Source organism: Streptomyces sp. NPDC042364 (assembly GCF_056437585.1).
In genome coordinates this window covers 1-15,417 of the sequence record NZ_JBWKAJ010000015.1, presented here as the reverse complement: position 1 = coordinate 15,417, position 15,417 = coordinate 1, and the positions used below count along the sequence as shown (strand labels likewise).

General features: G+C 71.9%; 11 protein-coding genes. 3 read left to right on the top strand and 8 right to left on the bottom strand.

All coding sequences use genetic code 11. From position 1 onward, the window contains the following. Positions 1-21: 21 nt before the first annotated feature. From glpK to AC067N_RS26560, 5 genes are all read right to left on the bottom strand, one after another. Positions 22-1,542 (bottom strand): glycerol kinase GlpK, encoded by a 1,521-nt coding sequence (gene glpK, locus AC067N_RS26580; RefSeq protein ID WP_478681400.1) that lies wholly within the window; start codon positions 1,540-1,542, stop codon positions 22-24. A gap of 63 nt (positions 1,543-1,605) precedes the next feature. Next, a complete protein-coding gene (locus AC067N_RS26575; protein WP_478681399.1) occupies positions 1,606-2,391 on the bottom strand; it encodes an MIP/aquaporin family protein in 786 nt (261 codons plus the stop codon). Between the two features lie 585 nt (positions 2,392-2,976). Continuing rightward, positions 2,977-4,623, bottom strand: coding sequence for an EAL domain-containing protein (locus AC067N_RS26570; protein ID WP_478681398.1), 1,647 nt, complete (start codon positions 4,621-4,623; stop codon positions 2,977-2,979). Between the two features lie 156 nt (positions 4,624-4,779). Beyond that, complete coding sequence (locus AC067N_RS26565; protein WP_478681397.1) at positions 4,780-5,970, bottom strand: lipid-transfer protein; 1,191 nt, start codon at positions 5,968-5,970, stop codon at positions 4,780-4,782. Then, positions 5,967-6,392, bottom strand: coding sequence for a Zn-ribbon domain-containing OB-fold protein (locus AC067N_RS26560; protein ID WP_478681543.1), 426 nt, complete (start codon positions 6,390-6,392; stop codon positions 5,967-5,969). Before AC067N_RS26560 ends, AC067N_RS26565 begins: the two co-directional genes overlap by 4 nt. Before the next feature lie 258 nt (positions 6,393-6,650). Between AC067N_RS26560 and AC067N_RS26555 the strand changes: the two genes are divergently transcribed. After that, positions 6,651-7,187 (top strand): NUDIX domain-containing protein, encoded by a 537-nt coding sequence (locus tag AC067N_RS26555; RefSeq protein ID WP_478681396.1) that lies wholly within the window; start codon positions 6,651-6,653, stop codon positions 7,185-7,187. Positions 7,188-7,200: 13 nt separating this feature from the next. Here AC067N_RS26555 and AC067N_RS26550 read toward each other — a convergent pair whose 3' ends face one another. Continuing rightward, on the bottom strand, positions 7,201-9,567 hold the full coding sequence (locus tag AC067N_RS26550) for a glycoside hydrolase family 31 protein (protein ID WP_478681395.1): 2,367 nt from the start codon (positions 9,565-9,567) through the stop codon (positions 7,201-7,203). Between the two features lie 211 nt (positions 9,568-9,778). On the opposite strand from AC067N_RS26550, the gene AC067N_RS26545 reads away from it, so the two are divergent. Further along, the gene (locus AC067N_RS26545) at positions 9,779-11,755 is read left to right on the top strand and encodes an acetoacetate--CoA ligase (RefSeq protein WP_478681394.1); all 1,977 of its coding nucleotides are present in this window, start codon (positions 9,779-9,781) and stop codon (positions 11,753-11,755) included. A gap of 104 nt (positions 11,756-11,859) precedes the next feature. After that, on the top strand, positions 11,860-12,768 hold the full coding sequence (locus tag AC067N_RS26540) for a hypothetical protein (RefSeq protein ID WP_478681393.1): 909 nt from the start codon (positions 11,860-11,862) through the stop codon (positions 12,766-12,768). 61 nt (positions 12,769-12,829) lie between these two features. Here AC067N_RS26540 and ptsP read toward each other — a convergent pair whose 3' ends face one another. Both ptsP and AC067N_RS26530 read right to left on the bottom strand, forming a co-directional pair. Beyond that, positions 12,830-14,500, bottom strand: a complete 1,671-nt coding sequence (gene ptsP, locus AC067N_RS26535; RefSeq protein WP_478681392.1) for a phosphoenolpyruvate--protein phosphotransferase — start codon at positions 14,498-14,500, stop codon at positions 12,830-12,832. A 77-nt stretch (positions 14,501-14,577) separates the two neighbouring features. Beyond that, the gene (locus tag AC067N_RS26530; protein WP_478681391.1) at positions 14,578-15,027 is read right to left on the bottom strand and encodes a PTS sugar transporter subunit IIA; all 450 of its coding nucleotides are present in this window, start codon (positions 15,025-15,027) and stop codon (positions 14,578-14,580) included. Positions 15,028-15,417 lie beyond the last annotated feature (390 nt).

Below are 15,417 nucleotides of genomic sequence, written 5' to 3'. Positions count from 1 at the left end.
GCCGTGGCCTCGGGCGCGCTCTCAACCGGCGTCGTCCTCGTGCCAGCCGAAGCTCTTCTCCACCGCCTTGCGCCAGTTGTGGTACTCGCGGTCGCGGACGGAAGCCTCCATGGACGGTGTCCACTCGGCGTCCTTGCTCCAGTGCGACTTCAGCTCGTCCAGGTCGTTCCACACCCCGGTCGCCAGCCCGGCCGCGTACGCGGCACCCAGACAGGTCGTCTCGGAGACCCGCGGGCGGATCACCGGCACGTCCAGGACGTCCGACTGATGCTGCATCAGCAGATTGTTCCTGGTCATGCCGCCGTCGACCTTGAGGGTCGTGATGCGCACCCCCGAGTCCTGGAACATGGCGTCCACGACCTCCCGCGTCTGCCAGCTCGTCGCCTCCAGCACCGCGCGGGCGAGATGCGCCCTGGTGACGTACCGCGTCAACCCGGTGATGACGCCGCGGGCGTCGGAGCGCCAGTACGGTGCGAACAGCCCGGAGAACGCCGGCACGATGTACGCCCCGCCGTTGTCCTCGACGCTCGCCGCCAGCGGTTCGATCTCGTCGGCGGTACGGATGATGCCGAGCTGGTCGCGGAACCACTGCACCAGGGCGCCCGTGATCGCGATCGACCCCTCCAGGCAGTACACCGGCGCCTCGTCGCCGATCTTGTACCCCATGGTCGTGAGCAGCCCGCTCTTCGAGGCCACGGGCCGGTTGCCGGTGTTGAGGAGCAGGAAGCTGCCGGTGCCGTAGGTGTTCTTCGCGGTGCCGACGTCGTAGCAGGCCTGTCCGAACACCGCCGCCTGCTGGTCGCCGAGCGCCGACGCCACGGGGACGCCCGCGAGTTGACCCACCGCGGTGCCGTACACCTCGGCGGAGGACCTGATCTCCGGGAGGACCGCCTCCGGGACGTCCATCGCGGACAGGATCGAGGAGTCCCACTGGAGGGTCCCCAGGTTCATCAGCATGGTGCGCCCGGCGTTGGTGACGTCGGTGACGTGCCGGCCGCCGTCCGTGCCGCCGGTGAGGTTCCAGATCAGCCAGGAGTCGATCGTGCCGAAGGCGATCTCGCCGCGTTCGGCGCGGGTCCTCAGGCCCGGCACGTGGTCGAGCAGCCAGGCGGCCTTCGGACCGGAGAAGTAGCTGGCCAGCGGCAGACCGGTCTGCTCCCGGAACCGGTCCTGGCCGTCCGTGCCGCCGAGTTCGTTGCAGAGCGCGGAGGTACGCGTGTCCTGCCAGACGATCGCGTTGTGCACGGGCTTGCCCGTGGCCCGGTCCCACAGGACGGTCGTCTCGCGCTGGTTGGTGATGCCGAGTGCGCTGATCTGGTCCGGGCGCAGGCCCGCCTTGGCGATGGCCCCGGCGACGACGGCCTGCACCTTCGACCAGATCTCGGTGGCGTCGTGCTCCACCCAGCCCGGCTTGGGGAAGATCTGGCGGTGTTCGCGCTGGTCCACGGCGACGATGGCACCGTCCTGGTCGAAGATGATGCAACGGCTCGAGGTGGTGCCCTGGTCGATGGCTGCGACGTACTTCTGGGCGTTGTCCGGCATGACATCCCCTCACGTCTTGCGTCGGTACGCGTCTTACGTCGGTACACGTCTTGCGTCGGTGGGTCAGAAGGCCGCGTTGTGGACGAGGCCCGCGAGGACCCCGCCGGCCAGCGGGCCGGCGACCGGGATCCAGGCGTAACCCCAGTCGGAGGTGCCCTTGTTCGGGATCGGCAGGAAGGTGTGCACGATGCGCGGGCCGAGGTCGCGCGCCGGGTTGATCGCGTAGCCGGTGGGCCCGCCCAGCGAGAGGCCGATGCCGACGACCAGGAACGACACCAGCAGCACCGAGATGCCGGAGCCGTAGACCCCGGCCTCCTCCCCGGGGATCTGACCGATGCCTATCCCGGTGTTCCGGCCGAAGGCGAGGATCGGCAGCACCAGCGCGATCGTCGCGATGATCTCGGTGATCAGATTGGCGACGGGATTCCGGATCTCCGGGATGGTGGAGAAGATCCCGAGGGTCGGCGTCGGCTCGCCCGCCGTGCCCTGCGTGGTGCCCTCCTCGCGGACGTTCGCCTGGAACTGCGCGAGGTAGACGAGGTAGGCGAGGACCGCGCCGAGCATCGCGCCCACCATCTGGCCCAGCAGATACACCCAGACCTTGTCCCACGTCCCCGTGTCGACCGCGACCCCCAGGGTCACCGCCGGGTTCAGATGCCCGCCCGACAGGGGTGCGGCGGTGTAGGCACCGGCCAGGACGGCGAAGCCCCAGCCGAACGCGATGACGATCCAGCCCGATGCCCTCGCCTTCGAGAACCCGAGGGTGACGGCGGCGCACACGCCGGCGCCGAAGAGAATCAGGATCGCCGTACCGATGACCTCGCCGAGGAAGATGTCTCCGTTGCTCATGGCGGCTCCTAGGCCCGGCCCGGAGTGATCGACCCCGGACCATCCGTGCAGGGTGCGTTCCCATGGCTACTTCAGCCGAAGGCAGGGAGAGTCCCGCGCCCCGCCCGGCGTCCGTGACGAGCGTGCCGTAACAGCCGAATCGCCCGTGGGGGACGGCCCGAGAGGCAGGCGGGAGACCCGAGCGGCGCGGTGCACAAAGACGCCCGAATGCGGCGATGCCGACTGACACCGGAAGTGTTCACCGGCACCCAGGGGGCGTCAAGAACAAGGACCAACAATGGTGAGGAGCGGACCGACCGGCACACCGACCGACATGAAGGCGGTGAAGCGAGCCGCCACGGGAACCTCACCGACACTGACCGCATCACCGACACCGAGAGCCTCTGGGACACCGACCGCCTCTGACGCGCCATCGCATGGCACCACCCACTGTGGGGAACCGCCGACGCACAGCCGCGGGCCACTGCTCCGCCGCGTCGGGGGCGACTGGTCGCTCGGGACGCCGGCGCCGACGCCCACACACGTACCGCCGCCCGCCACCCGCCGTGCGCCGCCCGCCGCCGGCCTGCCCGGCGCCCGTGTCCGTCACTCGGCTCGGCCCCGACCCGGCTGCCCGGCCCCCGCCCCCACCGCCTCACCGCCGCGCCGCACCTCGTGCCCCGGTCGTCCGGCCCGCCCCAGCACCCAACTGGCGCCGCCCAGCGCCTTGGCCGCCTGCTTGAGCGGTGCCAGGCACGCGGCGGCCTCCCGGTGGTCCGTGACACTGCCGGGGGCGCACACGACCGTGGCGAGTGACAGCGTGACCGCGCGCCCGCCCGCCGACCAGGGTGTGTCGAGCATCGTCCCGGCCAGCGGATCGAGTCCGTCCGGTTCGGCGAGGACCAGGAAGTCGTCACCGCCGATGTGACCCACCCTGGCGACCCGGGACGCGGTGTGCTGCAACGCCCGCCCCACGGACCGGATCAACTCGTCCCCGGCCGCGAACCCCGCCCCGTCGTTGACCTGCTTGAAGTGGTCGATGTCCAGCCAGCTCAACGCGAACGCGCGCCCCTCCGAGATCCACCGGTCCACCTCGCCGGTGATCGCGTCCGAACCGGGCAGCCGGGTGAGGGGATTGAGCCCCGCGGCCTCCTCGACCCGGCTCTCGGCGAGCGCCCGCAGCAGATCCGCCGGCCGTACGACGCCCACACACCGCCCGGACCGGTCGACCACCGCGACGTCGTCCGAGGTGCGGTCCCGGTCGCCGGCCCTCACGATGTCGAGGACCTCCCAGGCCGTGGCGTCGACCCCGACCGTACGCGGTGGATCGGCGAGCCTCGCGGCCGGACGGTCGGCGTACAGGGCGTGCCCGTAGCGCCCCGACAACGACAGCAGGAACCGCGACCGGTGCACCGACCGCACCGGGCTCCCGCTGCCGTCCACGAGCAGCACCCCCGACACCTCGGGAGCCCCGGTGAGCAGCGCCCGCACCTCGCCCGCCGACGCCGACGCGGGCAACAGTGCGGCCGGACGCAGGAACTGCCGCACCGGGGGTCCGGCGACCGGCGCCGAGACCACGGGGGAGAGCCGCGGAACGTACACGTCCGCCGCGGGCAGGCGGGCGGGCGGCGCGAACAGCACGCCCTGAGCCAGTTGCGCGCCCGCAGCCATCGCCGCCGCGCACTGCGCCTCCGTCTCGACCCCCTCGACCGACAACAGCGCGCCCGCCTCGTCGCACAGCGTCCGCATCGCCCGCACCGCCGCGGGCCGTGCCAGCAGCGACGCGTCCAGCTTCACCATGTCGGGCGCGAGGTCCACCAGCAAGCGCAGCGGCACGTCGCCGTCCCCGACCCCGTCCACACAGATCCGGAATCCCTCGCTCCGCAGTCCGGCCACCGCCTCCACCAGGGCCGACCGCGGCACGTGCGCATACGGCGGCACGATGTCGACGGTCACCTCCCACGGCAGCCGCCGCGCCTCCCGTACGGCGTCCCGCAGCGCGGCCAGGCCGCCCAGGTCGGCCGGTGTCGCGGCGAAGACGTTCACATGCAGCGGCAGCAGCGTCTCCATCCGGGTGGCCGCCCGGATCGCGGACGCGGCCAGCCGGCCGTCGAGCTCGGGGTCCCGGCGGGCCTCGGCCAGCACGTCACCTCTCTCGGGACGCACGAGTATCTCCAGCGCCGAGACCCCTCCGGTCGTCAGATTGACGATCGGCTGAAAGGCGAAGCGGAGCGTGTCCGACCAGGAAGGCACGCCAGCATGATGACGCCGCCCGGACCGACCGGAACCCGGTTCATGAGCTGTTCACGCGTGGTTCCCGCACCGCACGCGGATGTGCGCACACCTGCCCGACTGCCTCGGACACCATGGCGACCCGGCGGCTCCGCTCCGGCTCCCGACCGGGGTGCCTCACCGGACCGCGACCACCGCCGAGCCGTGCCCGAACAACCCCTGGTTCGCACTGATCCCCACCCGCGCTCCCGCGACCTGCCGGTCACCTGCCTCGCCCCGCAACTGCCGGACCAGCTCGCACACCTGGGCGATCGCCTGCGCCGGAACCGCCTCACCGAAGGACGCGAGACCGCCGCTCGTGTTCACCGGTATCCGTCCGCCGAGCGCCGTCACCCCGTCCCGCAGCAGCTTCGCCCCCTCGCCCTCGCCGCACAGCCCCAGGTCCTCGTACCACTGCAACTCCAGCGCGGTGGACAGGTCGTAGACCTCGGCGAGAGACAGGTCGTCCGGCCCGAGGCCCGCCTCCTCGTACGCCGCCCGCGCTATCGACGCCCGGAACGTCTCGGCACCCGGCTCCACCGCCACCGCGGAGTCCGTCGCGATGTCCGGCAGATCCAGCACCGTGTTGGGGTAGCGCGGCGTCACCGTGGACACCGCCCGGATCCGCACCGGCCGGGCCGCGCCGTGGCGCCGCGCGAACTCCATGCTGGACAGCACGAGCGCCGCGCCCCCGTCCGAGGTGGCGCAGATGTCCAGCAGCCGCAACGGGTCCGCGACGACGGCGGAACCCGCGACCTCCTCCGCGGTCACCCGTTTGCGGTACCGCGCGTACGGATTGAGCGCCCCCAGCGCCGAGTTCTTCACCTTGACCCGGGCGAAGTCCTCCACGGTGTCACCGTGCACCGCCATCCGGCGCCGGGCGTACAGCCCGAAGTACGTCGGGTTGGTCGCGCCGAGAACCCTGAACCGCAGCCAGTCCGGATCGTCCGGGCGATCCCCGCCCGCGGGCCGGAAGAACCCCTTCGGCGCCGAGTCCGCACCCACCACGAGCACGACGTCCGCGAGACCGCCGAGGATCTGTGCCCTGGCGGCGCCCACCGCCTGCGCCCCCGACGCGCAGGCCGCGTACACACTCGCGACCCGCGCCCCCTGCCAGCCCAGCGCCCTGGCGAAGGTCGCCCCCGCCACGTACCCCGGATATCCGCCACGCACCGTGTCCGCCCCGACGATCGAGCCGACGTCCCGCCAGTCGACCCCGGCGTCGTCCAGCGCCGCCCGCGCCGCCGCCGTGCCGTACTCGACGAAGCTCCTGCCCCACTTGCCCCACGGGTGCATGCCCGCACCGAGCACCGCCACCTCGTCCGTCACACCGTCACCCCCGTCGGCCGCCAGTGCCACGTCGTCCAGGTCGTCTCCGCGTCCTCGTTCAGCACACCGGGGACGACCTCCACCTCCATGCCCACCGCCAGATCGGCGACGGTGACCCCGGGAACCGCCTGTCCCAGCACCACGAGTCGCTCCGCGGCCAGCTCCACGGCGACCAACGCGTACGGCTCCCACGGACGGCCCGGATCGGACACAAAGGGTGGCGGGGGCCGGTACCGGCCATCGGTGTACGACCACACACGCCCCCGCCGGGACAGCGCCACCTCCCGCAGGTCGCCCCCGCCGCACCCCGGGTTGCGGCAGAAGACGTCCTCCCGGGGGAAGAACACCGAGGCACACGACGAGCAGCGCGTGCCGAGCAGACGGAACTCGTCCCCCTCCCCGGAGAACCAGCCGGCGACCACAGGTGTGCGACTACGCGACAAAGCCCCTCCCCGGCAACAGATCTGATGAACCGTCAGAAGTTTGTCACGGGCCACGGGAAATGAGCAGGCCCCGGAGCGAACCATCCGGCCCCCGTCGGCGTCGCAGTATCCGGAGGGGTGGCCGGGACCCACGGGGGTGGTTCCGGCCCCCCTTCACCCGCGCCGGCCCACCGCCGAGATGGCGCATTGCGTCGCCCGAGCAGGACGACCAGCAGATGATCGGATACAGTCCGCCGCGTGTCCGCAAATCAACACCCAACCGCCAACTCCGCACCGGACTCGCATTGTTCCGGTTGCGGAGCGCCCTACGGTGAGGGCGTTTCCGGCTGGCCCCGCACCTGCGAGGCCTGCCACACCGTGGCCTACCGCAACCCGCTCCCCGTCGCGGTGGCCCTCCAGCCCGTGTACGACACCAAGGGCACAGCCCTCGTCGTGATCACACGGACCATCGCCCCCGCCCGCGGGGGCACCGCCCTGCCCGGCGGCTTCGTCGACCACCGGGAGGACTGGCGGCACGCCGTCGTCCGCGAGCTCAAGGAGGAGACGGGCATCAGCGCGGCCGACCGCGACGTCCGCCTCGCCGACGCCATGAGCTCACCCGACGGCCATCTGCTCCTGTTCGGGCTGCTCCCCGAGCGCCCGGCGGCCAACCTCCCGCCACCCGCGGCCACGGACGAGACGGAGGGCTGGCACCTGCTGCGCAGACCGGCCGAACTCGCCTTCCCGCTGCACACCCTGGCGGTACAGGCGTTCTTCGACGGCCGCTACATCTGAGCCGAACCCCCGCTCACTCCCGGTCGAGCCCCCGGACCCGCACCGGGTACAGGGGCTCGACCGGCCCCTCCTCCCCGTCCCGCTCCACCACCACACGCCGCCCCTCCCAGCGCGTCGTGTACCGCTCGACCTCCGGCTCGTCCCAGCCGTCGCCCGCGTCCGCCACCACGAGCCCGCCCCCCGTCCGCCCGCGCGCGGGTGCCCACACCTCCAGCTCCAGGCCGCCGTCGGCGCCCCGGACCGGCACCACGGCACCCGCGCGCGCGAGAACGGGAATCCGCGAAAGGGGCGCGTCGACCATCACCCGACCAGGCCCCTGATACGCCCTCCCGGTCACCGTGTCGTACCAGCGCCCCCGCGGCAGCTGCACCGCACGCCTGTCCGCACCCGGCTCCAGCACCGGCGCCACCAGCAGACAGCCACCCAGCAGGAACGCGTCCTCGCAGTCCCGCAACGCCCTGTCCTCCGGCGCACCCCACCACACCGGGCGCACATACGGCGCCCCCGTACGCCGCGCCAGATGCGCCAGCGTCATGAAGTACGGCAGCAGCCGACGCCGCTCGACGAGCGCCGCCCGCGCATGCCCGACGACCTCGTCCCCGAACTCCCACGGCTCCCTGCGCCCCGCCCGCATGCTCGCGTGCGTGCGGAACAACGGCAGATACGCCCCCAGCTGGAACCACCGCAGGAACAGCTCGGGCGACGGGCTCCCGTCGAAGCCGCCCACATCCGGACCCGAGTACGGCACCCCGCACAACCCGAGCCCCAGCACCAGCGACAGCGACGCCCGCAGCCCCGGCCAGCCCGTCGCCACGTCCCCGGACCACGCGCCCCCATAACGCTGCATCCCGGCCCACCCGGACCGCGAGAACACGAACGGCCGCCCTCCGGGCACCAGCTCACGCAGCCCCTCGAAGCCGGCCCGCGCCATGCACAACGCGTACACGTTGTGCGCCTCCCGATGGTCGCCGCCCCGGCCCTCCAGATCGTGCCGGGCCGACCGGGGCAGGGTGTTCTCCCCGAACGCCACGAACGACGTCGGCTCGTTCATGTCGTGCCAGAACCCCGCGAAGCCCTGCGCGAGCCTCTCCTCGTACAGACCGCCCCACCACGCGCGCGTACGCGCCCGCGTGAAGTCCGGGAAGACCGACTCCCCGGGCCACACCAGCCCCTTCACGACCCGCCCGGCGGCATCCCGCACGAACACGTCCTCCGCCGTCCCGCTGTCGAACACGGCATCGCCGGGCTGAGCCTTCACCGCAGCGTCCACGATCGACACCAGCCGGATCCCCTGCCCCCGCAACTCCGCGGCAAGATCCGGCAACTTCGGGAAGTTCTCGGCGTCCACCGTGAACACCCGGTGGCCGTCGTAGTGGTCGATGTCCAGATGGACCGCGTCGAGCGGCAGCCCGTGCTCCCGGTACCCCGCGACGATCCGCCGCACCTCCTGCTCGCCGCCGAACCCCCACCGCGCGTGATGGTGCCCCAGCGCCCACGCCGGCGGCAGCGCCGGAGCCCCCGTCAGCGCCGCCCAGGCGTGCAGCACGCGCGCGGGAGTACCCACTATCACCCAGCAGCGCAGCGGCCCCCCAGACATCCGCAGCTCCGACGTGCCGACCCGGTCGTGCCCCGACCCCGCGCCCTCCTCACCCTCGCGCAACGTCACCGCGCCGTCCCACGTGGTGTCGTGGAACACCAGATGCGTCCCCGCGTCGGCCACCACCATCTGCACCGGCATCGTGATGTACAGCGGATCATCACCGGGCGCGAACGCGTGCCCGGGGTCCGTGTTCCACAGCCGATACGTTCCGGCACGCAGTCGCGGCCCGGCCGCGCGCCCGCCCAGACCGAAGAACCGGGCATCGGCCGCGACCTCCGACCGCTGTGTCCACCGCGCCTCGCCCCCGCCGACCGGCCCCCACCACCGCGGCGGCAGATCACGCCGCAGCATCACCCCACCGGGCGTACACACCTCGACGGCCCCGTACCGCGACACCACGACCGTCACCCGTTCGGCCACGACCCGCCAGCCGCCGTCCTTGTCCGGTTCCAGCACGGCCCGCGGATCCGGCTCAGGGCACCGGCCCGCGAGGGCGTACGACGGCTCCTGCCGCGCCCCGTCCCAGCCCCAGAACACCGCCCCGTTCACATCGACGGTGATCCGCAGCTCCGACCGGTCGAACCGGACGACCCCACCGCCCGGCCCCGGCTCCACATCCCGCACCAGTCCCGGCACCCGCGCCCGCTCCGCCCCCCGCGCCGCCAGCCCGGTGGCGTCGGAACGCCTCCTGCGCCACGCGGCCCGGACGGTACGCAGCCCCTGCGCCACCCCCGCCGAACCGATCGCCTTCACCGAACGCACCAGGTCACGACCCTCCATGCCGCTCACCCTGCCACTGACCGGCCCGTTTGTGTGAGTCGTTCAACTTCCGTTCACCCATGGTGACGGCACCCTTCATGTCGCCGGCCATCCGCGGCGAACCCTGGTGCCGAAGTCGATCACATGGCATCGTCCGTGGTGGCCGCGTCACGCGCACACCCCGCTCGTGCGCGCCAGACGCACACGACGCGCACAGTCCGGGAGCCGACCCATGACCTCAGCGAACCCCTCGCCGCTCTGGCAGCCCGACGCGGACCGCATCGCCCGGGCCCGGATCACCCAGTTCCACACCTGGGCGGCCGAGCACCACGGCGCCCCCGCCGAAGGCGGATACGCCGCCCTGCACCGCTGGTCCGTCGACGAACTCGAGACCTTCTGGAAGGCCGTCACCGAGTGGTTCGACGTACGGTTCTCCACCCCCTACACGCGCGTCCTGGGCGAACGCGCCATGCCCGGCGCCCAGTGGTTCCCCGGAGCCACCCTCAACTACGCCGAACACGCCCTCCGCGCAGCGGCCACCCGGGCCGACGAACCGGCCCTGCTGCACGTCGACGAGACCCACGAACCACGCCCTGTGACCTGGGCCGAACTGCGCCGCCAGGTCGGCTCCCTCGCCGCAGAACTGCGCGCCCTCGGCGTGCGCCCGGGAGACCGCGTCAGCGGCTACCTCCCGAACATCCCCCAGGCCGTCGTCGCTCTCCTGGCCACCGCCGCCGTCGGCGGCGTCTGGACGTCCTGCGCCCCCGACTTCGGCGCCCGCAGCGTCCTCGACCGCTTCCAGCAGGTCGAACCGGCCGTCCTCTTCACCGTCGACGGCTACCGCTACGGCGGAAAGGACCACGACCGCCGCGACACCGTCGCCGAACTCCGCCGCGAACTGCCCACCCTGCGCGCCGTCGTCCACATCCCCCTCCTCGGCACCGACGCCCCCGACGGCGCCCTGGAATGGTCCGCCCTGACCTCGGCGGACGTCGAGCCGGCCTTCGAACAGGTCCCCTTCGACCACCCCCTGTGGGTGCTCTACTCCTCCGGCACCACGGGCCTGCCCAAGGCCCTCGTCCAGTCCCAGGGCGGCATCCTCGTCGAGCACCTCAAGCAGCTCGGCCTGCACTGCGACCTCGGCCCCGAGGACCGCTTCTTCTGGTACACCTCCACCGGCTGGATGATGTGGAACTTCCTCGTCTCCGGCCTCCTCACCGGCACCACGGTCGTCCTCTACGACGGCAGCCCCGGATACCCCGACACCGGCGCCCAGTGGAGCGTCGCCGAACGCACCGGCGCCACCCTCTACGGCACCTCCGCCGCCTACGTCATGGCCTGCCGCAAGGCCGGTGTCCACCCCGGCCGCGACCACGACCTCTCCCGCATCCAGTGCGTCGGCACCACCGGCTCCCCGCTCCCGCCCGACGGCTTCCGCTGGCTCCACGACGAGTTCGCAGAAGCAGGAGCAGACCTGTGGATCGCCTCCGTCAGCGGCGGCACCGACGTCTGCTCCTGCTTCGCCGGAGCCGTCCCCACCCTCCCCGTCCACATCGGCGAACTCCAGGCCCCCTGCCTCGGCACCGACCTCCAGTCCTGGGACCCCAGCGGCAAACCCCTCACCGACGAGGTCGGCGAACTCGTCGTCACCAACCCCATGCCGTCCATGCCGATCCACTTCTGGAACGATCCCGACGGCACCCGCTACCACGACAGCTACTTCGACACCTACCCCGGCGTCTGGCGCCACGGCGACTGGATCACCGTCACCTCACGAGGCTCCGTCGTCATCCACGGCCGCTCCGACAGCACGCTCAACCGCCAGGGCGTCCGCATGGGCTCGGCCGACATCTACGAAGCGGTCGAGCGGCTCCCGGAGATCAAGGAATCCCTCGTCATCGGCATCGAACAGCCCGACGGCGGCTACTGGATGCCCCTCTTCGTGCACCTCGCCCCGGGCGCGACCCTCGACGAAGCCCTGCTGAACCGCATCAAACGGACCATCCGTGAACAGCTCTCCCCCCGCCACGTTCCCGACGAGATCATCGAGGTCCCGGGAATCCCCCACACCCTGACCGGCAAACGCATCGAGGTCCCCGTCAAGCGTCTCCTCCAGGGCACCCCCATGGAGAAGGCGGTCAACCCCGGCTCCATCGACAACCTCGACCTGCTGAACTTCTACCAGGACCTGGCCCGCGAACGAGCCTGACGGGCACCGGGAGCCATGCGCCGATGGCCGGGCCGGCACCCGTTGTCAGTGCCCCCGATTACTGTGAGTGAGCATTGATCGACTGCTCGCACAGGGGGAGAACCATGGCACACACCGGCCACCGGAGCATGCGAATGATCCTGCGCCGCGAGATCGCGGGCACCATCGGCCTGCTCGCGGACGAGCACGACTTCACGGCGATGCGGCGCTACCGCAGCTTCGCCTTCGACGACCACACGACCTACCTCGACGCCGTGGAAGCCCTGCTGCGCACTCGTGCCGAGCAGGGCGACCACACCACCGTCGCCCTCTTCGACCCCGAGGAGTACGCGGAGTTCTGCGCCGACACGGGCCTCGAACCGGACACGCCCTCCAGCCGCACCCGCTTCACCGCCGAACTGGCCGCGACGGGCGCCGCCGTCCCCTACGAAGGGCAGCCCCTCACCGAACTCGTTCCCGACCTGATCGACGAAGCGGTCCGCCAGGCCACCTGGGAATACGCCACCACACTCCTCGCCCAGATCGGCTCCTGCGCCTGCTGCGGCGAGGACATCGGGCGCGCGGCCTTCGCCCGGGCCATGGAACTGCTCACCCGCATCCTCGACACGGCGGACCCCGGCGAGCGCCACCTCGTGTGCAGCGTCTCCGCCAAGCCCCAGGCACTCGTCGCCGCCCTCCGCGCGGACCAGGACACCGACGGAGCCAGCCGCCTGGACGAGGCAGAAGCCCTGGAGTTCGCCACCGTACTCGCCCTCGGTATCGCCACCCGAAGCCCCGGCGGACTCGTCATGCGCACCAGCGCCCCCGACACCACCGACCGCGTCTACGGCTGGCGTCTGCGCGGCGAAGGCCTCGAACCCCTCACCGCGGGTGAGGTCTTCGACGCCTACTGCACCGACGTGGACTCCGGAGACCTCGTCTCCCCGGAGTCCGGCGTCGACTACTGCACCCCGCCCGACCTCGGGGACGACCTCGGCCGGGGAGGCGCCCCCACGGACGGACACCTCGGCTGAACGGGCGAGGGGCGCCCCACCCGCAGGTGGAGCGCCCCTCGCCCGACCGATCACCGCGATGTCACTCGCCCGACAGCACCGCCTGGGCGGCGCCGCGCGCCTCCTCGGCCGTGTCTGCCGCCCGAGCGGCTGCCGCAGCGCGCTCGCACTGCGCCAGCGTGTACTTCGCGAGCGTCGCCCGCACATACGGAATCGACGCCGCACCCATGGACAGGGAGGTGACGCCCAGACCCGTCAACACACACGCGAGCAGCGGATCCGAAGCAGCCTCACCGCACACACCGCAGCTCTTGCCCTCGGCCCTCGCCGCCTCCGCGGACAGCGCCACCAGGTCGAGCAGTGCGGGCTGCCACGGATCCTGCAGCCGTGACACCGCACCCACCTGCCGGTCGGCCGCGAACGTGTACTGCGCGAGGTCATTGGTCCCCAGCGAAAGGAACTCGACCTCCTGCAGAATCGACCGCGCCCGCAGCGCCGCCGACGGGATCTCGACCATGGCGCCGAACTTGGCCCGCAATCCGGCCTCACGGCACGCGTCGGCGAACGCCTTCGCGTCCGTGCGGTCAGCGACCATGGGCGCCATGACCTCGAGGTAGACCGGCAGCCCCTCCGCGGCCTTGGCGAGCGCCGTCAACTGCGTGCGCAGCACCTCCGGGTGGTCCAGCAGCGTCCTCAGCCCCCGCACACCCAGCGCGGGGTTCGGCTCGTCGGCCGGAGTCAGGAAGTCCAGCGGCTTGTCGGCGCCCGCGTCGAGCACGCGTACGACCACGCGCCCCTCGGGGAACGCCTCCAGTACCTTCCGGTACGCCTCGACCTGCTTCTCCTCCGAGGGCGCCTGCTTGCTGTCGTCCAGGAAGAGGAACTCGGTCCGGAAGAGGCCCACACCCTCGGCCCCGGCCTCCACGGCCGCCGGCACGTCGGCGGGACCGCCCACATTGGCCAGCAGCGGCACCTTGTGCCCGTCCGAGGTGGCCCCCGGCCCGCTGGACGCGGCCAGCGCCGCCCTGCGCTCCGCGGCGGCGGCCTCCAGCTCGGCCTTCTTCTCCGCACTCGGGTTCACGAAGATCTCACCGGTGCTGCCGTCCACGGCGATCACCGTGCCCTCGGCGAGTTCCCCGGCCCCCGGCAGCGCCACCACGGCCGGTACACCGAGTGCCCGCGCCAGGATCGCGCTGTGACTGGTCGGCCCGCCTTCCTCGGTGACGAAACCGAGGACGAGGGTCGGGTCGAGCAGCGCGGTGTCCGCAGGCGCGAGATCGCGGGCGATGAGGACATACGGCTCGTCGCTGTCCGGCACCCCCGGCATGGGGACCCCGAGCAACCGCGCGACGATACGGTTCCGCACGTCGTCGAGGTCGGCCACCCGGCCCGCGAGGTACTCCCCGGCACCCGCCAGCAGAGCCCGGTACGCGGCGAAGGCGTCGTAGACCGCCCGCTCCGCCGTGCTCCCCACGGCGATTCGGCGCTCCACATCCGCCATCAGTTCCGGGTCCTGGGCCATCAGGGCCTGGGCCTCGAGCACCGCCTGCGCCTCGCCGCCCGCCAGATTGCCGCGCGCCGTCAAGTCGGCCGCGACGGCGTCCACGGCCTTACGGGCCCGCCCCTGCTCGCGCTCCGCGTCCTCCGCCGGTATCTGCTTGGCCGGCGGCTCCAGTACCGCCGTGCCCATGTGCCGAACCTCGCCGATCGCCACACCGTGGCTGACACCGACGCCTCGCAGCGTTGTCTCCATCTCACCCGTCTCCGGTAGTGCGGCGGGCCCCGCCGCCGCGGTGGTTGTCGAACTTTCCGTGCGGTACGGACCTGGCGTCACTGCCAGCCGAAGAGCGCGTCCCCGGTCTTCACATCGCCGTCGAGCCGGAGATCGGAGAGGGCGTCGGCCGTGGCCTCCAGGGCCACGACGGGACAGATCGGCGACTTGCCGGTGGCCTCGACGGCAGCCGGGTCCCAGCGGACCACGGCCTGACCACGCTGCACGGTGTCGCCCTTGTTGACGAGCAGCTCGAACCCTTCGCCGTTCAGCTGCACGGTGTCGATCCCGAGATGCGTCAGCACACCGTGCCCCTCGCTGTCGACCACGACGAACGCGTGCGGGTGCAGCGAGACGATGACTCCGTCGACGGGGGAGACGGCCTCGGACGCGTCACGCGCTGGGTCGATCGCGGTGCCGGGGCCCACCATCGCTCCCGAGAACACGGGGTCCGGCACGGCGGCCAGTCCGATGGCACGTCCGGCAAGTGGGGACGTCACGGTGGTCATGGGAAGCCTCCCAGGGTGGAGCTGCGTGTACGGCCGTCACCGCTTGTATCGGGCGGCTCTGCCCAGCAGCGTATGTCAGATGCAGGGTTCCGCACGGAAGATACAGCCTAGTGGTCTAGACCACCAGTCCAGCCGATTTGCACGCGCTCCGGAGCCCGCTGTACAGTCGTAGACCTGCTCGGGGTCGAGCGGCGCAACTGCGCGTACCGCCCCAAGCGGCATCCAACTTGTCAGATCCTATCTCGGGGTCCCTTCTGCATGTCTGCGGGAGAGTGGTCAGGGAGACGGAAAAACACTGATAGAGTCGGAAACGCAAGACCGAAGGGAAGCGCCCGGAGGAAAGCCCGAGAAACACTCGGGTGAGTACAAAGGAAGCGTCCGTTCCTTGAG